This window comes from Enterococcus sp. DIV1420a (genome assembly GCF_051712165.1).
GTDB classification, from domain to species: Bacteria; Bacillota; Bacilli; order Lactobacillales; family Enterococcaceae; genus Enterococcus; species Enterococcus faecalis.
On the sequence record NZ_JBIOOI010000001.1, the window covers coordinates 707,132 to 731,741 of the forward strand.

19 protein-coding genes are annotated in these 24,610 nt (G+C 38.0%); 18 read left to right on the top strand and 1 reads right to left on the bottom strand.

Translation table 11 applies throughout. From position 1 onward, the window contains the following. Positions 1-156: 156 nt before the first annotated feature. The 13 genes from dnaN to IGI80_RS03625 all read left to right on the top strand — a co-directional run bounded on the left by dnaN (position 157) and on the right by IGI80_RS03625 (position 15,886). On the top strand, positions 157-1,287 hold the full coding sequence (gene dnaN, locus IGI80_RS03565; protein ID WP_002356014.1) for a DNA polymerase III subunit beta: 1,131 nt from the start codon (positions 157-159) through the stop codon (positions 1,285-1,287). Between the two features lie 578 nt (positions 1,288-1,865). Continuing rightward, positions 1,866-2,111, top strand: coding sequence for a S4 domain-containing protein YaaA (gene yaaA, locus IGI80_RS03570; protein WP_002356015.1), 246 nt, complete (start codon positions 1,866-1,868; stop codon positions 2,109-2,111). Next, positions 2,098-3,225: a DNA replication/repair protein RecF gene (recF, locus tag IGI80_RS03575; RefSeq protein WP_002356016.1), complete on the top strand. Its 1,128-nt coding sequence runs from the start codon at positions 2,098-2,100 to the stop codon at positions 3,223-3,225. The genes yaaA and recF overlap by 14 nt, the downstream gene beginning before the upstream one ends. After that, positions 3,222-5,171, top strand: a complete 1,950-nt coding sequence (gene gyrB, locus IGI80_RS03580; protein ID WP_002359210.1) for a DNA topoisomerase (ATP-hydrolyzing) subunit B — start codon at positions 3,222-3,224, stop codon at positions 5,169-5,171. Before recF ends, gyrB begins: the two co-directional genes overlap by 4 nt. A 55-nt stretch (positions 5,172-5,226) precedes the next feature. After that, positions 5,227-7,728, top strand: coding sequence for a DNA gyrase subunit A (gyrA, locus tag IGI80_RS03585; RefSeq protein ID WP_002361457.1), 2,502 nt, complete (start codon positions 5,227-5,229; stop codon positions 7,726-7,728). Between the two features lie 174 nt (positions 7,729-7,902). Further along, a complete protein-coding gene (gene rpsF / locus IGI80_RS03590; RefSeq protein WP_002356019.1) occupies positions 7,903-8,205 on the top strand; it encodes a 30S ribosomal protein S6 in 303 nt (100 codons plus the stop codon). A gap of 44 nt (positions 8,206-8,249) precedes the next feature. Next, positions 8,250-8,816 carry a single-stranded DNA-binding protein gene (ssb, locus tag IGI80_RS03595; protein WP_002364599.1) on the top strand — a complete coding sequence of 189 codons (567 nt, stop codon included), beginning with the start codon at positions 8,250-8,252 and terminating at the stop codon, positions 8,814-8,816. Between the two features lie 25 nt (positions 8,817-8,841). Continuing rightward, positions 8,842-9,081 (top strand): 30S ribosomal protein S18, encoded by a 240-nt coding sequence (gene rpsR, locus IGI80_RS03600; RefSeq protein ID WP_002356021.1) that lies wholly within the window; start codon positions 8,842-8,844, stop codon positions 9,079-9,081. Positions 9,082-9,286: 205 nt separating this feature from the next. Next, positions 9,287-11,263, top strand: coding sequence for a DHH family phosphoesterase (locus IGI80_RS03605; protein WP_002356022.1), 1,977 nt, complete (start codon positions 9,287-9,289; stop codon positions 11,261-11,263). A 5-nt stretch (positions 11,264-11,268) separates the two neighbouring features. Then, a complete protein-coding gene (rplI, locus tag IGI80_RS03610) occupies positions 11,269-11,721 on the top strand; it encodes a 50S ribosomal protein L9 (RefSeq protein WP_002356023.1) in 453 nt (150 codons plus the stop codon). A 274-nt stretch (positions 11,722-11,995) separates the two neighbouring features. Beyond that, entirely contained in the window at positions 11,996-13,363 is a 1,368-nt protein-coding gene (gene dnaB / locus IGI80_RS03615; protein ID WP_002381331.1) for a replicative DNA helicase, read from the top strand. 236 nt (positions 13,364-13,599) lie between these two features. After that, positions 13,600-14,892 carry an adenylosuccinate synthase gene (locus IGI80_RS03620; RefSeq protein WP_438723403.1) on the top strand — a complete coding sequence of 431 codons (1,293 nt, stop codon included), beginning with the start codon at positions 13,600-13,602 and terminating at the stop codon, positions 14,890-14,892. Positions 14,893-15,016: 124 nt separating this feature from the next. Continuing rightward, a complete protein-coding gene (locus tag IGI80_RS03625) occupies positions 15,017-15,886 on the top strand; it encodes a DegV family protein (RefSeq protein WP_002359214.1) in 870 nt (289 codons plus the stop codon). Positions 15,887-16,124: 238 nt separating this feature from the next. Here the strand turns inward: IGI80_RS03625 and IGI80_RS03630 are convergent, their stop codons facing one another. Further along, positions 16,125-17,756 carry an ABC-F family ATP-binding cassette domain-containing protein gene (locus tag IGI80_RS03630; RefSeq protein ID WP_002359215.1) on the bottom strand — a complete coding sequence of 544 codons (1,632 nt, stop codon included), beginning with the start codon at positions 17,754-17,756 and terminating at the stop codon, positions 16,125-16,127. A gap of 252 nt (positions 17,757-18,008) precedes the next feature. On the opposite strand from IGI80_RS03630, the gene IGI80_RS03635 reads away from it, so the two are divergent. From IGI80_RS03635 to IGI80_RS03655, 5 genes are all read left to right on the top strand, one after another. Further along, positions 18,009-20,894 carry a sigma 54-interacting transcriptional regulator gene (locus IGI80_RS03635; protein ID WP_002356028.1) on the top strand — a complete coding sequence of 962 codons (2,886 nt, stop codon included), beginning with the start codon at positions 18,009-18,011 and terminating at the stop codon, positions 20,892-20,894. A 202-nt stretch (positions 20,895-21,096) separates the two neighbouring features. Next, complete coding sequence (locus IGI80_RS03640; RefSeq protein ID WP_002385473.1) at positions 21,097-21,609, top strand: mannose/fructose/sorbose PTS transporter subunit IIB; 513 nt, start codon at positions 21,097-21,099, stop codon at positions 21,607-21,609. Between the two features lie 234 nt (positions 21,610-21,843). After that, positions 21,844-22,836, top strand: coding sequence for a mannose/fructose/sorbose PTS transporter subunit IIA (locus tag IGI80_RS03645; protein WP_002356030.1), 993 nt, complete (start codon positions 21,844-21,846; stop codon positions 22,834-22,836). Between the two features lie 34 nt (positions 22,837-22,870). Further along, positions 22,871-23,674, top strand: a complete 804-nt coding sequence (locus IGI80_RS03650) for a PTS mannose/fructose/sorbose transporter subunit IIC (RefSeq protein WP_002356031.1) — start codon at positions 22,871-22,873, stop codon at positions 23,672-23,674. A gap of 22 nt (positions 23,675-23,696) precedes the next feature. Then, positions 23,697-24,608, top strand: a complete 912-nt coding sequence (locus IGI80_RS03655) for a PTS system mannose/fructose/sorbose family transporter subunit IID (protein WP_002356032.1) — start codon at positions 23,697-23,699, stop codon at positions 24,606-24,608. Positions 24,609-24,610: the final 2 nt, after the last annotated feature.

Sequence of the window (24,610 nt, forward strand, 5' to 3'; positions counted from 1 at the left end):
TACACAAGTGGATAACTTAGTAAAATCAATGCTCTTTTGACTTTTCCACAGAATCAACATGCCCTATTACTTTTATTATTTATTTATATATAATATACAAAACAGTGGCGTACAAAATTAGAACGTATTGAAAATACTTAAAAAGGAGTTTACATTATGAAATTAACGGTCAAACGAAGTGTCTTTTTACAAGAATTACAAACTGTTCAACGAGCAATTTCTTCTAAAACAACGATTCCAATCTTAACAGGTGTTAAAATTGTGTTATCAGAAGATGGCTTATCACTTACTGGGAGTAACGCGGATATTTCAATTGAAAGTTTTTTAAGTAAAGACGATGAAAAAGCTCAAATGACCATTGAACGCACAGGTAGCATCGTTTTACAATCTCGTTTCTTTGGCGAAATTATTCGTAAATTACCAGAAGATATGTTCACAATGGAAGTTCTAGATAACAATCAAGTTGCAATTACTTCAGGAAAAGCTGATTTTACGGTTAATGGATTAGATGCGGATAATTATCCGCACTTACCAGTAATTGATACTCAAAACCAAATGAAATTACCTGTTCATTTATTGACAAAAATTATTAGTGAAACAGGTTTTGCTGTATCGATGCACGAAAGTCGTCCAATTTTAACTGGGGTTCACTTTATTTTAGAAAATCAAAAATTACTTGCCGTTGCGACAGATTCACATCGTTTAAGTCAACGTGTGATCCCGACAGAACAAGCAGTAGAAGACTTTAACATTGTAATTCCAGGAAAAAGTTTAACTGAACTTTCTCGTTCATTAACCAATGAAGAAGAAATGGTTGAAATCAGCATTATGGAAAACCAAGTGCTATTTAAAACAGAAACAATGTACTTCTATTCTCGTTTGTTAGAAGGAAATTATCCTGATACCAACCGTTTAATTCCAACTAGCCATAACACGCAAATTGAATTTTATGTACCAGAATTGCTTTCAGCAATCGAACGTGCCTCTTTACTTTCTCATGAAGGACGTAACAATATTGTTCGCCTTTCAATTTCACCAGATTCTGTTGTTTTATATGGAAATTCACCTGAAATTGGAAAAGTCGAAGAAGCTTTAAACTATGAAAATGTTTCTGGTGAAGCGTTGGATATTTCTTTCAACCCAGATTATATGAAAGATGCGTTGCGAGCGTTTGGCGATATGAATATTACCGTGAAATTCCTTTCTCCAATTCGTCCGTTTACATTGGAGCCAACCGAAACAGAACTAGATTTCATTCAACTAATTACACCGGTTCGTACAAATTAATCATGTTTAAAAAAGACCTTCGGAAAATCACTATGATCGCCGAAGGTTCTTTTTTGTCGTCTGTTTAAAGCCGATAAACGCTGCTAGATAAGCTTTTTAAAACTAGAATAGCTTTTACGCTAATATGATTGTGAATGTTTGAACTATCGTTTGACGAATAAATTCTGCCTTTTTTTCGTGGATAAAGAAAAAAGCCCTTTAATTTTTCGTTTAAGGGCTGTTCATTTTTTTATGAATATTTCCTAGTGAAAGAAGTTTACGTTGCTTAAAACGACGCTCAGACCTCTACAAGCTACTTTTCTTCATTGCGCGCCCTCTTCGTTTGTCTTTGAGTTACCCCTAATTGTTTTTTAGTTAAACGCTACTCGTCATTTCTGCCAAATCAGGCCCCTTTTTTCTCAAGAAAATATCAATTTCCGTTTTAAAATGCTTTTTAAGAGTTTTTTTATCCTAATAATATTTTCGGTCATTTAGAATTAAAATTGCTTAGAATGAAAATTAGACAGATAAATTTGTTTTCTCTTATGAAAAAGGGTATAATATATATGAGAACGTATTAGAAAAAAGAGGGATGCACATTGAAAAAAACGTTTGTTTTAGCAACTGAGTATATAACGCTTGGTCAGTTTCTTAAAGAAATCAACGTCATTGGTAGTGGCGGCCAAGCCAAATGGTATTTGGCAGATAATAGCGTGTTTGTTGATGGCGAGTTGGAAAATCGTCGCGGACGGAAACTTTATGCGGGCATGATGATTGAGATACCTGAAGAAGGTACTTTTTTTATGGTGAAAAACGGAAACGAGTCCGACGATGCGGCTGAATGAGCTGACACTTCAGCATTATCGTAATTATGAAACAGTCAGCTTAGATTTTCCAAAAACGTTAAATCTTTTTTTAGGCGAAAACGCCCAAGGAAAAACCAACTTGTTAGAAAGCATTTATGTTCTAGCAATGACACGAAGTCATCGAACCAGCAATGAAAAAGAATTAATTGGCTGGGAACAAGCAGCAGCTAAAATTAGCGGTGTGGTTGAAAAAAAGACAGGCACCGTGCCGTTGGAAATTTTAATTTCCAACAAAGGACGTAAAACCAAGGTTAACCACATTGAGCAAAAAAGGCTCAGTGCGTACATTGGGCAACTGAATGTTATTTTATTTGCCCCAGAAGATTTATCTTTGGTGAAAGGCTCACCTCAAGTCCGCCGGAAATTTATTGACATGGAACTCGGACAAGTGAGTCCTATTTATCTTTATGATCTTGTCCAATATCAGTCTGTTTTAAAGCAACGGAACCAATACCTAAAACAACTAGCTGAAAAAAAACAAACAGATACTGTTTATCTGGATATTTTGACAGAGCAGCTAGCTGAATTTGGCGGGAAAGTTCTATACGCTCGGTTAGGTTTTCTTAAAAAATTAGAACACTGGGCAAACTTACTCCATCAAAAAATTAGTCATGGACGCGAAACGCTCACCATTGACTACGCATCAAGCATCCCAATTGACAACACGGATCTTTCCTTAGAAGCACTTCAAAATCAATTGCTCCAACAATTAATGAACAATCGTAAGCGTGAATTGTTTAAAGCGAATACTTTTTTAGGCCCTCATCGTGACGATTTGCTATTTATTGTCAATGGTCAAAATGTTCAAACGTATGGCTCACAAGGTCAACAGCGAACGACAGCTTTAAGTATTAAATTGGCAGAGATTGATTTGATGCATTCAGAAACAGGAGAATATCCTGTGTTATTACTAGATGATGTCATGAGTGAATTAGATAATGAACGTCAAATTCACTTGTTAGAAACGATTGAAGGCAAAGTTCAAACGTTCTTAACGACAACTAGTTTAGATCACATAAAAGACAAGCTAACAGTTGAACCAGATATTTTTTATGTTCAACAAGGCAAGATAGAAAGGAATTCAGCGACATGACAGAAGAAGAAAAAAACATGAGAGAACGTGCGCAAGAATATGACGCTAGTCAGATTCAAGTTTTGGAGGGCTTAGAAGCTGTCCGGAAACGTCCTGGTATGTACATAGGTTCTACTAGTGGCGAAGGGTTACACCACTTAGTATGGGAAATCGTTGACAACTCTATCGACGAAGCCTTAGCAGGATTTGCTAAATCAATTCAAGTAATTATCGAACCAGACGATAGTATTACTGTTATCGATGATGGTCGTGGAATTCCAGTCGGGATTCAAGCCAAAACAGGTCGCCCAGCTGTGGAAACAGTGTTTACAGTGCTACATGCCGGCGGGAAATTTGGCGGTGGCGGCTATAAAGTATCAGGTGGCTTGCACGGTGTTGGTTCCTCTGTTGTTAATGCTTTATCGACCAGTTTAGATGTTCGTGTTTATAAAGATGGCAAAGTGTATTACCAAGAATATCGTCGTGGTGCGGTTGTTGATGACCTAAAAGTTATCGAAGAAACGGATCGTCACGGAACTACTGTTCACTTTATTCCAGATCCTGAAATTTTTACAGAAACAACCGTTTATGATTTTGATAAATTAGCAACACGGGTTCGTGAATTAGCCTTTTTAAATCGAGGCTTACACATTTCAATTGAAGACCGTCGTGAAGGACAAGAAGATAAAAAAGAGTATCACTATGAAGGCGGGATTAAGAGTTATGTTGAGCATTTAAATGCCAATAAAGACGTTATTTTCCCAGAGCCAATCTTCATTGAAGGAGAGCAACAAGATATTACAGTGGAAGTGTCAATGCAGTATACAGATGGCTACCACTCAAATATTTTAAGTTTTGCCAACAATATTCATACTTATGAAGGCGGAACGCATGAATCTGGTTTTAAAACTTCTTTAACACGTGTGATTAATGACTATGCACGTAAACAAAAATTGATGAAAGAAAACGATGAAAAATTAACTGGGGAAGATGTTCGTGAAGGTTTAACCGCAGTGGTTTCCATCAAACATCCAGATCCTCAATTTGAAGGACAAACCAAAACGAAATTAGGGAACTCAGAAGTACGGACCGTTACGGATCGTTTATTCTCAGAATACTTTACAAAATTCTTAATGGAAAATCCAACAGTCGGCAAACAAATTGTCGAAAAAGGTATGTTGGCCTCAAAAGCTCGTTTAGCCGCTAAAAGAGCCCGTGAAGTCACCCGTCGTAAAGGCGCGTTAGAAATTAGCAACTTGCCAGGGAAGCTGGCTGATTGCTCAAGTAAAGATCCGGAAAAATGCGAATTATTTATCGTCGAAGGAGACTCGGCAGGCGGTTCAGCAAAACAAGGACGTAGCCGTGAATTCCAAGCCATTTTACCAATTCGTGGGAAAATCTTGAATGTTGAGAAAGCCAGCATGGATAAAATTTTAGCCAATGAAGAAATTCGGTCATTATTTACAGCTATGGGAACAGGCTTCGGCGAAGATTTCGATGTTTCTAAAGCACGTTATCACAAACTAGTGATTATGACCGATGCCGATGTCGATGGTGCGCATATTCGAACGTTGTTATTAACCTTGTTCTATCGCTTCATGCGTCCAATTGTTGAAGCTGGTTATGTGTATATTGCCCAACCACCACTATATGGTGTGAAACAAGGGAAAAACATCACCTACGTTCAACCGGGCAAACATGCTGAAGAGGAACTAGCAAAAGTGTTAGAAGAATTACCTGCTTCACCAAAACCAAGTGTTCAACGTTACAAAGGTTTGGGTGAAATGGATGATCACCAACTTTGGGAAACAACAATGGACCCAGAAAAACGATTAATGGCGCGAGTGAGTGTCGATGATGCCATTGAAGCTGACCAAATTTTTGAAATGCTAATGGGCGATCGTGTGGAACCACGTCGTGCGTTTATCGAAGAAAATGCCCATTACGTGAAAAACTTGGATATTTAATGTGTCGCAACGTTGTAAGAGACGCTAGAACATATATTTAGAGGGGAAAAAATTCATGAGTGAAGAAATTAAAGAAAACATTCAAGACGTCAATCTGACCAGCGAAATGAAAGAATCTTTCATTGACTACGCAATGAGTGTTATCGTAGCCCGCGCGTTACCTGACGTTCGTGACGGTTTAAAACCTGTTCATCGCCGAATCTTATATGGAATGAACGAATTAGGGGTAACCCCTGATAAACCACACAAAAAATCAGCCCGGATTGTTGGGGATGTTATGGGTAAATATCACCCCCATGGGGACAGTGCGATTTACGAATCAATGGTGCGGATGGCACAACCTTTTAGTTATCGGGCTATGTTAGTTGACGGCCACGGAAACTTCGGTTCTGTCGATGGTGACGGCGCTGCCGCTATGCGTTATACCGAAGCACGTATGAGTAAAATTGCTTTAGAAATGCTACGAGATATTAACAAAAATACAGTCGATTTCCAAGGAAACTATGATGATTCAGAACAAGAACCAGTAGTTTTACCTGCTCGTTTTCCAAACTTACTAGTTAACGGAACAACGGGGATTGCGGTGGGGATGGCAACAAATATTCCACCACACAATTTAAGTGAAGTGATTGATGCAACAAGTTTATTGATGGACAATCCTGATGTAACGACGAATGAATTGATGGAAGTGTTACCTGGACCAGATTTTCCAACAGGCGGTTTAGTGATGGGGAAATCAGGGATTCGCCGAGCATATGAAACAGGGAAAGGTTCGATTACTGTTCGTGCAAAAGTTGAATTGACTGAAATGCCGAATGGAAAAGAACGTATTTTAGTAACTGAATTGCCTTATATGGTGAATAAAGCCAAATTAATCGAACGAATTTCTGAATTACACAGAGATAAACGAATTGAAGGAATTACTGATTTGCGAGATGAATCTTCTCGTGAAGGCATGCGGATCGTCATCGATGTTCGTCGAGATGTGAGTGCCTCTGTTGTGTTAAACAACTTGTACAAAATGACTGCCTTACAAACATCTTTTGGTTTTAACATGTTAGCCATTGAAAAAGGCGTACCGAAAATTTTAAGCTTGAAACGTATTTTAGAAAATTACGTCGAGCACCAAAAAGAAGTCATTACTCGCCGGACGATTTTTGACAAAAACAAAGCAGAAGCACGGGCGCATATTTTAGAAGGTCTACGAATTGCCTTAGATCATATCGATGAAATCATTGCCATTATCCGTGGATCACAATCAGATGACGAAGCAAAAGCAACGTTAATTGAACGCTTTGAATTTTCAGATCGTCAAGCGCAAGCGATTTTAGATATGCGTTTACGCCGTTTAACAGGCTTAGAACGCGACAAAATTGAAAATGAATATCAAGAGCTATTGAAATTCATTGCGGACTTAGAGGACATTTTAGCCCGCCCAGAACGCGTCATTGAAATCATTAAAACAGAGTTAAATGACGTTCGCACAAAATTTGGTGATGCACGACGCACAGAATTATTAGTAGGTGAAGTCTTAAGTCTTGAAGATGAAGATTTAATCGAAGAAGAAGAAGTCGTGATTACGTTAACCAATAACGGCTACATTAAGCGGATGGCAAACTCCGAATTCCGGGCGCAACGCCGCGGTGGACGTGGTGTCCAAGGGATGGGCGTTCATGATGATGATTTCGTGAAAAACCTAGTTTCTTGTTCAACACACGACACGTTATTATTCTTTACGAACACTGGGAAAGTTTACCGAGCAAAAGGTTACGAAATCCCTGAATACGGTAGAACAGCAAAAGGAATTCCAGTGATTAACTTACTGGGAATTGATTCTGCAGAAAAAATTCAAGCGATTATTTCTGTTGAGGGCAAAGCGGAAGCAGGTAAATACTTGTTCTTCACAACCTTAAAAGGAACCGTCAAACGGACAGCCGTAACAGCCTTTTCTAATATCCGTAGTAATGGATTAATCGCCATTAGCTTAAAAGAAGATGATGAGTTAGTTAACGTGGTAACGACTAATGGCAATCAGAAGATGATTATCGGAACACATGCAGGATACTCTGTCACGTTTGATGAAAATACTGTACGTGATATGGGCCGGACAGCATCAGGCGTTCGGGGAATCCGTCTCCGCGAAAATGATTATGTGGTCGGCGCAGCGATTCTGGATGAAAATAAAGAAGTCCTAGTCATTACTGAAAATGGTTATGGTAAGCGTACAAAAGCTTCTGAATATCCAGTTAAAGGACGTGGCGGTAAAGGGATTAAGACAGCAAATATCACTGAGAAAAATGGTCCATTAGCTGGTTTAACCACGGTCAATGGGGATGAAGATATCTTGTTGATTACGAACAAAGGCGTCATTATCCGCTTTAACGTAGATTCTGTTTCTCAAACAGGACGCGCAACATTAGGGGTTCGTTTAATGAGAATGGAAGATGGTGCCAAAGTGGTAACAATGGCCGTTGTAGAACCAGAAGAAGTGGAAGAAGAAATTGTTGAAGTTGTAGAAACAACAGAAAACGAAACAACATCAGAAACAGAAGAATAACATAAAAAAGTTTCGCCAGTTGGCGAAACTTTTTTATTGGGGCTTTTCAAAACTATTTCTTGCTTTTGTCCATCAATTAGCATATAATTAGAGATTGTGAACTACCTTTTTAGGTATGTTCTCCTTGCTCTTAGCCAACTAAGAGCCTTGAAGTCCATAGGGAGGTGAAAATCAATGAGTCAAGATACGAAGTACGAAATCATGTACATTATTCGTCCGAACATTGATGAAGAAGCAAAAACTGCTTTAGTAGAACGTTTCGACACAATCTTAAAAGATAACGGAGCAGAAGTTATCGAATCTAAAGATTGGGAAAAACGCCGCTTAGCATATGAAATGAACGGATTCCGTGAAGGCATCTATCATATCGTTAATGTTACTTCTCCATCAACAGCTGGCGCAATCAACGAGTTTGATCGTTTAGCAAAAATCAATGACGATATTATCCGTCATATGATCGTGAAGGTAGAAGCATAATTTGTTTCACATGAAACATTTATTGACGAAAGGAGATGTTTTGAATGATTAATAACGTTGTATTAGTCGGAAGATTGACAAAAGATCCTGACTTACGTTACACCGCTAGTGGTTCAGCTGTTGCGACCTTTACACTTGCTGTAAACCGTAACTTTACGAATCAAAATGGTGACCGTGAAGCAGACTTTATCAACTGTGTGATTTGGCGTAAACCCGCAGAAACAATGGCTAATTATGCCCGTAAAGGTACATTATTAGGTGTTGTCGGAAGAATTCAAACTCGTAACTACGAGAACCAACAAGGTCAACGTGTCTACGTAACTGAAGTGGTTTGTGAAAACTTCCAATTGTTAGAATCTCGTTCTGCTTCAGAACAAAGAGGAACTGGCGGCGGTAGCTTTAATAACAACGAAAATGGTTATCAATCACAAAATCGTAGCTTTGGTAATAACAATGCCGGTTCTGGATTTAATAACAACAACAATAGTTTCAATCCATCATCTTCTCAGTCGCAAAACAATAACGGTATGCCTGATTTCGATAAAGATTCTGATCCATTTGGTGGCTCAGGTTCATCTATCGACATTTCAGATGATGATTTACCATTCTAAACGAATTTGATAGGAGGGAACAAGAATGGCACAACAAAGAAGAGGCGGACGTAAACGTCGGAAAGTCGACTATATCGCAGCAAACCACATCGAATACATCGACTATAAAGATACTGAATTGTTAAAACGATTCATTTCAGAACGTGGCAAAATTTTACCACGTCGTGTTACAGGTACTGGCGCTAAAAACCAACGTAAATTAACGATTGCTATTAAACGCGCACGTATCATGGGATTATTACCATTCGTTAGTGACGAACAATAATTTTATGACAATTTCCAGAACCAAAGAGCTTGCTCTTTGGTTCTTTTTTATCTTGACTAGTGTTTCACGTGAAACATAACAAGGTTCGCAGAATGAAGTGTTTTGTGATAAAATAAGGGATGAAATAACTAGTGAATCACCAGAGCAATATGCTCGTTGGAACAAGTCGCCTCAAAGGTCTGCAGAAAGATTGGAGGCAAAAAAAATGCAAAAGAAGAGAATTCAAAAAAACGGTTTCTTAATTGTTGTGGGTCTTCTCTTAGTAGAATTTCTCCTCTATTTCTTACTAACAAATAAATGGCTGCTATTGGCGGTAATTATCGCATTAGATATCTTTCTCTTAGTGGTTATTCGGCTGTTGATTAGAGATGTAGAAATTACAAACGTAGAAAAGATTCAAGAAGCAAGTTCCATTGCTGAACAATCGTTGGATTATGTTGTGAATGAAGTACCTGTGGGGATTATTACGTATAACGGGGAAACACGCGCGGTAGAATGGCTTAATCCTTATGCTGCTTCTATTTTTAATAAAGACAATCAGCTAACGTTAACCGCTAGCCAAGTTACGTCTTATTTAGAATTAGCAGAACGAAACCAAGATATTTTTACGATTGACGAAAATACCTATCGCTTTAGCGTCAATAAAGAACAACATACAATTACTTTTGAAGATATCACTAAAGAAAGTAATTTGTATCAAGAAAAAGTCGAAATGCAAACGGCTATTGGCATTGTGTCTGTCGATAATTATGATGATGTCACCGATACAATGGATGAGAAAGAAATTTCTTATTTGAATAGTTTCATTACGACGATGGTTTCTGATTGGATGGACCAATACAAAGTTTTTTATAAGCGAATCAACGCAGAACGTTATTTTTTCATTGCCCAATGGGAAGATATTCAAAAAATGATGGACGAAAAATTTTCTATTTTGGATACGATCCGTAAGGAATCAGCTAACCATGAAGTAGCCATTACGTTAAGTATGGGGATTGCTTATGGGGGGCCAACCTTAGATCAAACCGGGACCACGGCTCAAACAAACCTAGATACAGCTTTAGTACGTGGCGGCGATCAAGTGGTTGTAAAAGAAGCCAAAGATGAAGCGAAGCCGTTATTTTTTGGTGGAAAAACGGCAGTAACGACGAAACGTTCCCAAGTACGTTCTCGCGCAATGAGCATGGCAATTAAGGGAATTATTGCGGAATCTGCTGACATCTATATTATGGGCCATCGTTATCCAGATATGGATGCGTTAGGTTCAGCATTTGGTGTTGCTCGTTTAGCCTCGTTTAATAATCGAAAAGCGTGGATTGTTTTAGATGAAAATGAAATCATTCCCGATGTCAAAAGAGTGTTAGAGGCGATTAAAGAGTACCCAGAATTAGAAGAGCGCATTATTAGTCCTAAAGAGGCCATGAAGCGCAAGAAAGAAAGTAGCTTATTAGTTATGGTAGATTACCATAAACCGTCTCTATCGATCTCACAAGAGCTCTATGAGCGTTTTGATAAAGTAGTAATCATTGATCACCATCGACGAGGAGACGAATTTCCAGCAAAACCCTTGCTTTCTTATATTGAATCTTCTGCCTCTTCTGCTTCAGAATTAGTCACAGAATTGATCGAATACCAAAGTAATAGCGCAAATAAACTGCAGGCCTTTGAAGCAACCATGATGTTGGCGGGAATTGTGGTTGATACGAAAAGTTTCAATACACGAACGACGGCGCGAACATTTGATGTGGCTAGTTATTTACGAACTTGTGGAGCAGACTCATCTTTAGTACAATATCTATTAAGTTCTGATCTTACAAGCTATCTGGAAATGAACAACTTAATCTCTAAAAGCGAATATGTCACAAAAGATACCGTCGTTGTTGCAGGGAGTGAAGACAAAGAATATGATAGTGTCACAGCTGCCAAAACAGCGGACACATTACTTTCTATGGCAGGGATTAATGCAGCATTTGTCATTACCAAGCGGACGGATCAACAGATTGGCATTAGTGCTCGGAGTAATGGTTCAATTAATGTCCAAATTATTATGGAAAATTTAGGTGGTGGCGGTCACTTTACTAATGCGGCAGTACAATTATCAAACGTAACAGTAGCAGAAGTAAAAGAGCAACTACTTGATGTAATTCGTCAAAATATTAATGAAATGTATGAACAGGAGTGAAGGAAATGAAAGTCATTTTTTTACAAGACGTTAAAGGAAAAGGAAAAAAAGGGGACGTAAAAGAAGTGCCAACTGGTTACGCCCAAAACTTTTTAATTAAAAATGGTTATGCGAAAGAAGCCAATAAAGGGAGCATGAGTGCGTTAGCGGGTCAAAAGAAAGCCCAAGAAAAACATGAAGCAGAAGTTTTAGCACAAGCAAAAGAAATGCAAGCCTTTTTAGAAGATGAAAAGACTGTTGTAGAGATCAAGGCAAAAGCTGGAGAAGACAGCCGTTTATTTGGCTCAATTCCTTCAAAACAAATTGCAGAAGCCTTAAACAAACAATACAATGTAAAATTGGATAAACGCAAAATCGAATTAGCCAACCCAATTCGTTCTCTAGGTTACACTAACGTACCAGTCAAACTACATCATGAAGTTACAGCGAAAATTAAGGTTCATGTCGTAGCGGAATGATACAATCGATAAAAAAGAAGCCGATTTCTCCGGCTTCTTTTTTATGCCAAATAAATTACCAGGTTTATTTTTATTGTTTTTTTTAAAATAAAATGAATAACACTTTAAATTAACGGAAGTATTATATTTTTATTAGTTGTGTATTTTTTAAAATTGGAAAGTGAACTAAAAATAGAGAAATCAGCAGAGAAAAAATGTACTTTTTTTAATGAAATTGTGTTAAAATGGATAGACTAAATGAACCAGAAAGTAAGACATCGTGGGAGAGAACAAAATGAATGAATTATTGCAAGATAGGGTACCGCCACAAAATATTGAAGCGGAACAAGCCGTTTTAGGTTCTATTTTCTTAGATGCAGATGTGCTAATAGAAGCGATGGAATATGTGGAACCTAAAGATTTCTATCGTCGTAGTCATCAGTTGATTTTCCAAACGATGATGACCTTAAGCGACCGAAATGAAGCGATTGATGTGGTAACAATCAAAGATCGCCTAGAACAAGAGAATTTGTTAGAAGATGTTGGTGGACTAAGTTATCTGTCAGATTTAGCTTTAGCTGTGCCGACAGCTGCCAATGTCATTTATTATGCAAAAATTGTTGAACAAAAATCGTTGCTGCGCAACTTAATCCAAACCGCTACAGAGATTGTAACTAAAGGCTTTGAGCAAGGTGAAGATGTTGAATCTATTTTGGATGATGCAGAACGAAGCATTTTAGAAGTCTCCGAAAAGCGGAATCGTAGTGGCTTTTTATCAATTTCAGATGTTCTAAATACAACTATTGCGAATATTGACCAATTATACCAAAATGATGAAGAGATTACTGGTTTACCTACAGGCTATCAAGCATTGGATAAAATGACTGCTGGCTTGCAAGCGGAAGAGCTAATTATTTTAGCGGCCCGTCCAGCGGTAGGGAAAACCGCTTTTGCATTAAATATTGCCCAAAATGTCGGCACCAAAACAGATAAAGCTGTCGCTATTTTTAGTTTAGAAATGGGGGCAGAATCATTAGTGAACCGGATGCTTTGTGCAGAAGGATCCATTGAGGCCAGCCATTTAAGAACAGGGCAATTATCTGAAGAAGAATGGCAAAACTTAATTATTGCGATGGGTAGTTTGTCCCGTGCGAATATCTATATTGATGACACACCAGGGATTAAAATTACCGAAATTCGTGCGAAATGTCGTAAATTAGCACAAGAAAAAGGCAACTTAGGTCTAATTTTGATCGACTACCTACAATTGATTGAAGGAACTGGAAAAGAGAACCGCCAACAGGAGGTTTCTGATATTTCACGTCAATTAAAAAAATTAGCGAAAGAATTAAAAGTCCCGGTTATCGCTTTGTCACAGCTTTCTCGTGGCGTGGAACAACGTCAAGATAAACGTCCTGTGTTAAGTGATATTCGTGAGTCAGGTTCCATTGAGCAAGATGCCGATATCGTTGCCTTTCTTTATCGTGATGATTACTACGATCGTGGTGAAGGAGAAGACGGCGATCATGAGCCACCAGAAGTTGACAATGTTGTAGAAGTCATCATTGAGAAAAACCGTAGTGGTGCGCGTGGAACGGTCGAATTACTTTTCATTAAAGAATATAATAAATTTTCTTCGCTTTCGCCGAGGACAGAATTTTAAAAAACGAACTCATTTTTTGAGTTCGTTTTTTTGCTTATTAAGGGATTAAAATCAGAGAGTAAAACACGAACAATATTCGTATATTTTATTATTTTACAAAAACATAACTAAAAATGTTCGTATTTTTGACAGAAACGCTTTTAATTGTGAAAGAATATTCGATTTTTACCCTTGAAAGGGACTGGTTTTACTGGTACAATGATTCAGGACAAAAAAATTATGAACGAGGTGTTCGAATGTCATCAGTAGTAGTTGTTGGAACGCAATGGGGCGACGAAGGTAAAGGAAAAATTACAGACTTTCTAAGTGAAAACGCAGAAGTGATCGCTCGTTACCAAGGCGGAGATAACGCCGGACATACCATTAAATTCGACGGCGTAACGTATAAATTACATTTAATTCCTTCAGGGATTTTCTATAAAGAAAAAATTAGTGTAATTGGTAACGGCGTAGTTGTGAATCCAAAATCTTTAGTAAAAGAATTAGCTTATTTAAAAGAAAATAATGTTGCCACTGATAATTTACGTATTTCAGATCGTGCTCATGTCATCTTGCCGTATCATATTAAATTGGATCAATTGCAAGAAGATGCGAAAGGTGAAAACAAGATTGGGACAACGATTAAAGGAATTGGCCCAGCCTACATGGATAAAGCAGCACGGGTGGGAATCCGTATCGCTGATTTATTGGATAAAGAAATTTTTGCGGAACGTTTGCAAATTAACTTAGAAGAAAAAAATCGTCAATTCGTTAAAATGTTTGATAGCGAAGCCATTGAATTTGATGATATTTTTGAAGAATACTATGAATACGGACAACAAATTAAACAATATGTTACAGATACTTCGGTTATTTTAAACGATGCATTAGATGCTGGAAAACGGGTTTTATTTGAAGGGGCACAAGGTGTCATGTTGGATATCGATCAAGGAACCTATCCATTTGTTACTTCCTCTAATCCAGTAGCTGGTGGCGTAACTATCGGTAGTGGCGTTGGTCCATCAAAAATTAATAAAGTGGTTGGTGTCTGCAAAGCGTACACTTCACGTGTCGGTGACGGCCCATTCCCAACAGAATTATTTGATGAAACAGGAGAAATCATTCGTCGTGTCGGTAAAGAATACGGAACAACAACAGGACGTCCGCGTCGTGTCGGCTGGTTTGATTCAGTAGTTATGCGTCATTCAAAACGTGTATCAGGGATTACAAACTTGTCATTAAACTCGATTGACGTGTTAAGTGGTTTAGAAACGGTGAAAATTTGTACAGCTTATGAACTTGATGGTGAATTAATTTATCATTATCCAGCAAGCTTGAAAGAATTAAGCCGCTGTAAACCAGTTTATGAAGAATTACCAGGTTGGTCTGAAGATATCACTGGTTGCAAAACTTTAGCTGATTTACCAGCTAATGCTCGTAACTATGTGCATCGGATTTCAGAATTAGTTGGTGTGCGCATTTCAACATTCTCTGTAGGTCCAGACCGTAACCAAACGAACGTTTTAGAAAGCGTTTGGGCACAAATTTAAGCAGATTTTTAAGGGAACGTAAAGGATGGCTTATGCCAGTTCAGCCTTTACGTTCTTTTTTAATTTTATATAAAAATGAAAAACTATGGTAAAATAAAAGAAAACATGAAGGGGGCAATTGTCCGTGAATTATCAATTAGTGACAGATTCTTGTTGTGACTTGCCGTATACATACTTAAAAGAAAACCAAGTACCTTTTATTAGCATGAATATTCAAATTGACGGGAAAGAATATCGCGATGATTTAGGTGAAACGTTTGATTATCAGAACTTCTTAACGGCTATTAAAAATGGAAGTATGCCCACTACCTCTCAAGTTAATGTAGGACGCTACAATGAATTTTTCCGTCCTTTTGTGGAGCAAGGGTTACCGGTGATTTATTTAGCTTTTTCATCTGGGTTAAGTGGCTCTTATCAAAGTGCGTTGCAATCAGTAGAGATGTTAAAAGAAGAGTATGATAATGTAGAAATTCATATTATTGACACAAAAGCAGCTAGCTTAGGTCAAGGGATGTTAGTCCGAGAAGCCATTCGATTACAAACAGATGGTCATTCATTAGGAGAAGTTGTTGCCTATCTTGAAGAGCAAAAAATGAAACTTCACTCGTGGGTAACGGTAGATGATTTAAAACATTTAGAACGTGGCGGACGGATTTCTAAAACAGCGGCAGCACTTGGTGGCTTAATGAACATTAAACCAATTATTCGCGTGGATGCGGCAGGCAAACTAGCATCCGTTGGTAAAACTCGTGGACGAAACAAGTCCTTGCAAAAGATTGCGCAAGAAACGATTCAAGGCATTGTAGAGCCAATGAAACAAACACTGTTGATTGCATATGCGGGAACGAAAGATGACGCGGAAAAAGTCAAAGAATTAATTGAAAAAGAAATAGAAGTTAATGAGATACTGATTTATCCTCTAGGACCCACCATTACTAGTCATACCGGAATAGGTTGTATTGCTGTGTTTTCTTTTGGTGAAAAAAGAAAATAAAAAATGAGCCTGGGACAAAAATCACTTTGGATTTTTGTCCCAGGCTTAAAAATTGATAAACGGCGGGAACAGAAGCAACACTACGCGTTGCTCCGATCTCAACAACTTCTAAGAGCTAAAGCTCTAAGAGTTGAAGGTCCTTCGGAAATAAGCCGAAATTCTCCAAAAATTATAGAACAATTTTCGGAAATTCCTTCTTATTTCTCGGAGTTAAACGCTTCTGTCCCGACCTCATTTTTTAATAATCTGAACTGAATAAAACGTCCATTTGTTTTTGAATTTCTGGGTTTTCCAAGAATTCATCATAGGTTGTTTCTGCCCGATCAATAACCCCTTTATCAGAAACAGCAATAATTCGGTTCGCTAATGTTTGGATAAATTGGTGGTCATGTGAAGCAAAAAGAATTGAACCAGTGAAAGCCATCAACCCATCATTTAATGCAGTGATTGATTCTAAGTCTAAGTGGTTCGTTGGATCATCTAAAACCAAGACATTGGCTTTAGAAAGCATTAATTTTGAAAGCATGACACGCACTTTTTCGCCTCCGGAAAGAACATTGACTGGTTTTAGTACCTCTTCACCAGAGAATAACATCCGACCTAAGAAACTACGTAAGAACGTATTGTCATCTTCTTCTTTACCAGCAAATTGACGTAACCAATCTAAAATGGTTAATGGCTCTTCAAAGTCTTTGCTGTTGTCTTTTGGTAAATAAGCTTGGCTAGTTGTAACGCCCCAACGAACAGAACCTGTATCGGGAGTAATTTCGCCCATAATCACTTTGAATAACGTAGTCGTTGTAATATCTGAGTCAGCGATGAATGCCACTTTATCATCTTTTGTTAAGTTGAACGAGATATTATCTAAGATTTTTTTGCCATCAATCGTTACAGAGACATTTTCAACTTGTAATAAGTCATTGCCGATTTCACGTTCTGGTGTAAAACCAACGAATGGATAACGACGAGAGGAAGGTTGAATGTCATCTAAGGTAATTTTATCTAACATTTTTTTACGAGACGTTGCTTGTTTTGATTTTGAGGCATTGGCGCTAAAACGAGCGATAAAGTCTTGTAATTCTTTGATTTGTTCTTCTTTTTTGGCATTAGATTGTGCTTGCAATTTTGTCGCTAGTTGGCTTGATTCCAACCAGAAATCATAGTTACCAACGTAAAGTTTGATTTTACTAAAGTCTAAATCTGCCATGTGAGTGCAGACTTTGTTTAGGAAATGACGGTCATGGGAAACCACGATAACGGTATTTTCAAAGTTGATTAAAAATTCTTCTAACCAATTGATTGAGCGGGTGTCTAAACCATTTGTCGGCTCGTCTAATAGTAAGACATCTGGTTTACCAAAAAGAGATTGAGCTAATAATACTTTGACTTTTTGACCAGCTGTTAATTCGCTCATTTTTTGATCATGTAATTCTTCTGGAATGTTTAGCCCTTGGAGTAAAACAGCTGCTTCAGGTTCTGCTTCCCAACCGTCAAGTTCAGCAAATTCGCCTTCTAGTTCTGCGGCACGAATCCCATCTTCATCTGAAAAATCTTCTTTCATATAGATAGCATCTTTTTCTTTCATTACTTCGTAAAGACGTTTATGTCCCATAATTACAGTTTCTAAAACAGTGTAGTCTTCGTAGTCAAAGTGATTTTGTTTCAGCGTTGCTAGTCGCTCATTAGGACCCATTGAAACCACGCCAGTTGTCGGTTGAATCTCACCTGATAAAATTTTAAGAAACGTTGATTTTCCTGCACCGTTTGCGCCGATTAAGCCGTAACAGTTGCCAGGAGTAAATTTAATATTCACTTCTTCAAAAAGTTTACGATCTGGAAATTGTAAACTTACATCATTAACAGTAATCAATTGTTTTCCTCGCTTTTAATATATTCTTGAACCTCTCTGCATTATATCGGCTACAGAACCTTTTTTCAAGGAGTTTCAATCTTTTTACAGAAACGAATAAAAAGGTGGGTTTTTTATAGAAAAAAGGCGCTTTTTTAAAATGTTTCATGTGAAACAGAAATTTTTTTCATGAAAGGGTTTTTAGTGTATTTCTTTAATGATACACTGTATCATGTAAATTAATTAGTGTATCGATTAAAGGAGCCATCAAAAATGAAGCGGATTGAAAAAATCTATCAATATGTTAAAGAGCAAACGAAGAATTTAACGCCAATGACCTTAACAAGTGATGCGGGAGTCACGACACAAGAAATTTCAGAACGTTTAAACATTCAGCGGACCAATGCTAGTAAAGATTTGAATCAACTGGTTCGTGAAGGGCGCTTGAAAAAATTATCTGGTCGACCAGTAAAATATGTCGCGCAGGTGGCGTTTCAGCATCGACCATTAACCAAGCCAGTTAAAAGTTATCGGGAAAAATCAATGGATCACTCCACAAAAACTTTTATCGAACCATTGGTTGAACCAGTAGTCACGACAAGTAAAACCCCAGAAGTTGAAGATATTTTCAAAAAAATTATCGGTTCAGCTGGAAGCATGAAAACGCCGGTGGAACAAGCCAAAGCAGCGATTTTATATCCGCCAAAAGGCTTGAATTGTTTAATTACTGGACCAACAGGTTCTGGGAAAACTTATTTTGCTCATGCCATGTTTCAATTTGCGAAGCTGAACCAAATTGTGGCCAAAGAAAAAGAGTTTGTGGTGTTTAACTGTGCAGACTATGCGCATAATCCAGAACTTTTGATGTCGCATTTATTTGGGTATGTAGAAGGGGCCTTCACAGGCGCTACGAAAGCGAAAGAAGGGATTATTGATGAAGCAGATGGCAGCATTCTGTTTTTAGATGAAGTACATCGGTTACCACCCGAAGGACAAGAAATGATTTTTTATTTTATGGATCACGGCGTGTACGCGCGTTTAGGTGAAACAGTGAAATCACATCATGCGGATGTTCGGATTATTTGTGCTACGACGGAGAATCCTACTTCTTCTTTATTGAATACTTTTGTGCGACGCATTCCGATTATCATTCAATTACCGAACTTTAGTGACCGTCCTGCGAAAGAAAAAATTGACCTCCTAAAAGTGATGGTTTCAATGGAAGCAGCGCGGATTCAACGGCGAATCTCTTTGTCAGAAGATGTGGTCAAAGCGTTAATTGGAAGTGTTTCTTATGGAAATGTCGGTCAGCTAAAATCGAATGTGCAACTTGTGACTGCGCGAGGGTTCCTTAATCAGATGGAACAAGAGGAATTAATGATTACGATGGACGAATTAACGGACAATATCAAAGAAGGCATTATGCAACTTGCCAGTAATCGAGAAGTATTGTCGGAGTTATCGAAATATCTGGAACCGCAATTAGTGGTATCACCAAATGAATCTTTAGTAGCTATTCAGTCAGATGCCTATGAATTGCCTTACAATCTATATGAGATTATTGGAGATAAAGCGGCTCTCTTAAAAGCAGACGGCTTGGACCAAGAACTAATTAATAATTTTATTACAACGGATATCAATGTTCATTTAAAATCTTTCTACAAAGATTATGGATTCACCTTTGATACAGAAAATAAATTGGCCGAAATTGTTGACCAACGAATTATTGATGTCACTAAGAAAATTTATAATTTTGCAGCGAAGCGGTTATCGTATTCGTTTCAACCCAACTTTATTTATGCAATGAGTTTACACATTAGTTCTTTCTTGAAACGCATCCAATTAGGCAAAGATCCTAAGCATCCTTTAAATGAAAGTATTCGAAATATGGTTTTAGATTATCCAACAGAGTTTGAAACAGCGAAAGAAATTAAAAATATTATTGAAAGTAGTTATCAGATGGAGATTCCTGAATCTGAAAGTTACTATTTAGCTGTTTTGCTCATTTCTTTAAGAGAAAATCCTGAGGCTGGCCGGATTGGCATTGTCGTGGCTGCGCACGGAAATAGTACCGCTAGCAGTATGGTACAAGTGGTTTCTCAATTGTTAAATGTTGATAATTTGAAGGCTGTGGATATGCCGTTAGATATGCCACCGAAAGAAGCTTTGCGTAAAATCGTTGAAGCAGTTGGTGAAGTGAATGAAGAGAATGGCGTACTATTATTGGTGGATATGGGTTCATTAAGTACTTTTTCAGAAGAAATTGTACGCCAGACAGGCATTGATGTGCGGACAGTAGACATGGTGACCACGCCAATTGTTCTTGAAGCGGCCCGCAAAACCGCATTAATTGATACGCAATTGGAAACACTTCACGAGTCTTTAAAAAACTTTCATGGCTATGCCGATATTCGCCAAAGTGAAACGAAACAAATCATTGAAAATTGGAAAACAAGAGCAATTATTGCTATCTGCGCTTCTGGAGAAGGAACTGCGCGCCGAATGAAAGAGCTTATTGAGGAAGCTGTCTTGCCACAAATAGACTGGCATTTAGAAGTGATTCCTTTGTCCATTGTAAATATGAAAGAAGTCTTGCCTAAAATTCAAGAAGACTATGAAATTATTGCGACAACTGGGATTACCAATCCCAAAATTGGTGTTCCTTATATTTCCATGGAAAATTTCTTTTCCGGTGAAGCAGAAAAAATTATTCAGCAATTACTAGCAGAGCGGAAAGAAGAAGTAATGAATAAGCCGTTGGACGAAGCGGCAGCAAAAGAAATTTGTCTAAAATATATGGAGCAAAGTTTCACTTTCATTAATGGAAAAAAAATCATTGATCTGTTGTGGTCATTCGCTAAAAATATCCAAACCCAATTAGCGATGCCAGAAGAGTACACATTTTACATCAATTTGATTATGCACACATCGGGCATGTTGGAGCGTATTTTACGGAATGATACACTGACGGTTTCAGAAAAAGAACTTGGTCGATTGGTTCAAGAGCCAATTTATCCAGTGATTGTGGCCTCAATTGAGACTATGGAAGAAGCTCTTAATATGGATGTTCCAGCAGAAGAAGTTTATTTTATCGCACAGTTAGTCAAAAATGCTCAGTGTATCGAAGATAAAATCACCGAAATTGATACACTAGATTAATACAGAAAAAACGATACACTATTTATTAGTGTATCGTTTTTTTTATTTTCTTAAAAAAACCTATAATTTTCTAGGTTTCGAACCGATACACTAAAGTTGGCACGAAACTTGCTTATAATAAGGTGTCCCTTTTTACCTAAAATTTTTAGGTAAAAAGACAAAGGTCCTAACCTTTAAAAATGAATTTAAAGGAGCATTCCCGATGGTAATGGATATTCGTTTAGCTCGAATTGATGATCGATTAATTCATGGCCAAGTAGCAACTGTTTGGGCAAAATTGACGAACATTAATCGCATTTTAGTGGTTAGTGATTCCGTTGCTCATGACAATTTGAGAAAAGCCTTGTTGGTTCAAGCTGCTCCACCTGGTGTCAAAGTAAATGTCATCACTGTTCAAAAAATGATTGATGTTTACCCTGATCCTCGTTTTGATTCGTTTCGAGCCATGTTGTTATTCACTAATCCTTTGGACGTGAAACGAGTGGTCGAAGGCGGTGTACAACTAACTTCTGTGAATATTGGCGGAATGAGTTTCAGTACAGGCAAGCGAATGATTACGAATGCAGTCGCAGTGGATGCCAACGATTTAAAAGCATTTCTGTTTTTAAATGAACAAGGTATTGAATTGGAAATTCGAAAAGTCGCAGCAGACAGCCAAGTGAATTTGATGGATTTACTGAAAAAAGAGCGTAGCAAAGAAAATAACGCCAGCTGACGTTCATTTTTACAGACGAAAGACATTGAAAGGATGTGGTGGCCTAGGACCAACATCATTGCTTCATGAACTGTATTGATAAAGGCAAGTGCTGATGTTGAAAAAAATCAAGAACTATTGAAATTTTTTCATTTATTTTTGTCAGAATCTGATTTATCTGATTTTTTTCAAAAAGTGAAAGCGTTTAGCAGTACAACCATGAAAAAAAACATCAATTATACAGGAGGTATAAAAATGGTAGGAATTATCCTAGCAAGTCACGGTGAATTTGCTGAAGGGATCTTGCAATCTGGTGCAATGATCTTTGGCGAACAAGAAAATGTAAAAGCAGTTACGTTAATGCCTAGCGAAGGTCCCGATGATGTAAAAGCAAAAATGCAAGAAGCCATTGCATCGTTTGACAATCAAGACGAAGTACTATTTTTAGTTGACCTATGGGGAGGAACACCATTTAACCAAGCGAACTCATTGTTAGAAGATCATAAAGACAAATGGGCAATCGTTGCAGGTATGAACTTACCAATGGTTATTGAAGCATATGCTTCTCGTTTCTCTATGGAATCAGCACAAGAAATTGCGACACACATTCTTGAAACAGCAAAAGATGGTGTCAAAGTTAAACCAGAAGAGTTACAACCAGCAGAAGCACCAAAAGCTGCTGCGACAGAAGATGCACAGCCAAAAGGTTCGTTACCACCAGGTACAGTTGTTGGCGATGGCAAAATTAAATTTGTGCTAGCACGTATTGATTCACGTTTATTACATGGTCAAGTAGCAACAGCTTGGACAAAAGCAACACAACCAAACAGAATTATTGTTGTTTCTGATGCCGTTGCAAAAGATGACTTACGTAAGAAATTAATCGAACAAGCAGCTCCTCCAGGAGTAAAAGCCAATGTTATTCCAATCAGTAAAATGATTGAAGTAGCGAAAGATCCACGTTTTGGCAATACAAAAGCATTATTATTATTTGAAAATCCTGAAGACGTCTTAAAAGTGGTTGAAGGCGGCGTAGAAATCCCAGAAGTAAACGTTGGTTCAATGGCTCACTCTGTTGGAAAAGTCGTTGTAAGCAAAGTATTATCAATGGGTCAAGAAGACGTTGATACGTTTGATGAATTAAAAGCCAAAGGCATCAAATTTGATGTGCGTAAAGTGCCAAATGATTCAAAAGCGAATATGGACGAAATTTTGAAAAAAGCAAAAAATGAGTTAGCAAACGCGTAACTCGCCAAATACAAATCAAAATAGGAGGCTTATCATGTCTGTTATATCAATTATTTTAGTTTTACTCGTTGCCTTTCTAGCTGGTATGGAAGGGATTTTGGATGAGTTCCAATTCCACCAACCGTTAGTAGCATGTACATTAATCGGATTAGTTACTGGTAATTTAGAAGCCGGAATTGTTTTAGGTGGTACTTTACAAATGATCGCGTTAGGTTGGGCGAACATCGGGGCTGCCGTTGCGCCGGATGCCGCTTTAGCATCTGTTGCCTCAGCAATTATTTTAGTTTTAGGTGGCCAAGGTGTTAAAGGTGTTCCTTCAGCGATTGCCATCGCAGTTCCTTTAGCGGTTGCAGGTTTGTTCTTAACAATGATCGTTCGGACAGTTGCGGTTCCAATCGTTCACATGATGGATGCGGCTGCTGAAAAAGGCAACATTAAACAAGTTGAAATGTTACACATTTTCGCTGTATGTTTACAAGGTATTCGTATTGCGATTCCAGCAGGTGCTTTACTATTCATTCCTGCTGACACTGTTCGTAATTTCTTAGAATCAATGCCAGCTTGGTTAACTGATGGTATGGCTATCGGTGGTGGTATGGTCGTTGCCGTAGGTTATGCATTAGTAATCAACATGATGGCAACAAAAGAAGTATGGCCATTCTTCATTATCGGTTTCGTAGTCGCAGCGATTTCTCAATTAACATTAATCGCATTAGGTGCTTTAGGTGTCGCTTTAGCTCTTATTTACTTGAACTTATCTAAAATGGGCGGTTCTTCTAACTCAAATGGCGGAGGCAACTCTGGCGACCCATTAGGCGATATTTTAAACGACTACTAATTCTGAAGGAGGAGCAAAGAAAATGGCAGAAAAAATTCAATTAACTAAAAAAGATCGTTTAGCTGTAGCTTGGCGTTCAACATTTATCCAAGGTTCTTGGAACTATGAACGTATGCAAAACGGCGGTTGGGCATTCTCAATGATTCCAGCAATCAAAAAATTATATAAAACGAAAGAAGAACGTTCAGCGGCGTTAAAACGTCACTTAGAGTTCTTTAATACACACCCATACATTGCCTCACCAATCCTTGGTGTAACATTAGCTTTGGAAGAAGAACGTGCCAATGGCGCACCAGTTGATGACGTAGCGATTCAAGGGGTTAAAGTTGGGATGATGGGTCCTTTAGCCGGTGTTGGTGACCCAGTTTTCTGGTTTACTGTTCGTCCAATGTTAGGCGCTTTAGGTGCTTCCTTAGCAATGGGTGGTAACATCTTAGGCCCAATCTTATTCTTCGTTGCTTGGAACTTAATTCGTTGGTCATTCATGTGGTATACACAAGAGTTTGGTTACAAAGCAGGTTCTAAAATTACTGATGACCTTTCAGGTGGTTTACTACAAGATATTACAAAAGGTGCTTCTATTTTAGGGATGTTCGTACTGGCCGCATTAGTTCAACGTTGGGTATCGATTAAGTTCTTACCAATTGTCTCACAAGTTAAGTTAGACAAAGGTGCTTATATCGAGTGGGATAAACTTCCTGCTGGCGGTGAAGGAATGCATAAAGCCTTTGAACAAGTGAACCAAGGCTTGGCGCTTTCACCAACGAAAGTTACTACTTTACAAGATAACTTAGATCAATTGATTCCAGGTCTAGCACCATTACTACTTACATTCTTATGTATGTGGTTATTGAAGAAAAAAGTTAGCCCAATCGTTATCATTCTTGGTTTATTCGTAGTCGGCGTTGTCGGCCACTTAATCGGCTTATTATAAGA

Bases quoted from the DNA above. Each gene is read 5' to 3' on its own strand.
- rpsR (WP_002356021.1), top strand. From the start codon at position 8,842: ATGGCACAACAAAGAAGAGGCGGACGTAAACGTCGGAAAGTCGACTAT.
- IGI80_RS03620 (WP_438723403.1), top strand. From the start codon at position 13,600: ATGTCATCAGTAGTAGTTGTTGGAACGCAATGGGGCGACGAAGGTAAA.
- dnaB (WP_002381331.1), top strand. From the start codon at position 11,996: ATGAATGAATTATTGCAAGATAGGGTACCGCCACAAAATATTGAAGCG.
- IGI80_RS03605 (WP_002356022.1), top strand. From the start codon at position 9,287: ATGCAAAAGAAGAGAATTCAAAAAAACGGTTTCTTAATTGTTGTGGGT.
- gyrA (WP_002361457.1), top strand. From the start codon at position 5,227: ATGAGTGAAGAAATTAAAGAAAACATTCAAGACGTCAATCTGACCAGC.
- recF (WP_002356016.1), top strand. From the start codon at position 2,098: ATGCGGCTGAATGAGCTGACACTTCAGCATTATCGTAATTATGAAACA.
- IGI80_RS03655 (WP_002356032.1), top strand. From the start codon at position 23,697: ATGGCAGAAAAAATTCAATTAACTAAAAAAGATCGTTTAGCTGTAGCT.
- IGI80_RS03645 (WP_002356030.1), top strand. From the start codon at position 21,844: ATGGTAGGAATTATCCTAGCAAGTCACGGTGAATTTGCTGAAGGGATC.
- dnaN (WP_002356014.1), top strand. From the start codon at position 157: ATGAAATTAACGGTCAAACGAAGTGTCTTTTTACAAGAATTACAAACT.
- ssb (WP_002364599.1), top strand. From the start codon at position 8,250: ATGATTAATAACGTTGTATTAGTCGGAAGATTGACAAAAGATCCTGAC.
- IGI80_RS03640 (WP_002385473.1), top strand. From the start codon at position 21,097: ATGGTAATGGATATTCGTTTAGCTCGAATTGATGATCGATTAATTCAT.
- rpsF (WP_002356019.1), top strand. From the start codon at position 7,903: ATGAGTCAAGATACGAAGTACGAAATCATGTACATTATTCGTCCGAAC.
- rplI (WP_002356023.1), top strand. From the start codon at position 11,269: ATGAAAGTCATTTTTTTACAAGACGTTAAAGGAAAAGGAAAAAAAGGG.
- IGI80_RS03635 (WP_002356028.1), top strand. From the start codon at position 18,009: ATGAAGCGGATTGAAAAAATCTATCAATATGTTAAAGAGCAAACGAAG.
- gyrB (WP_002359210.1), top strand. From the start codon at position 3,222: ATGACAGAAGAAGAAAAAAACATGAGAGAACGTGCGCAAGAATATGAC.
- IGI80_RS03650 (WP_002356031.1), top strand. From the start codon at position 22,871: ATGTCTGTTATATCAATTATTTTAGTTTTACTCGTTGCCTTTCTAGCT.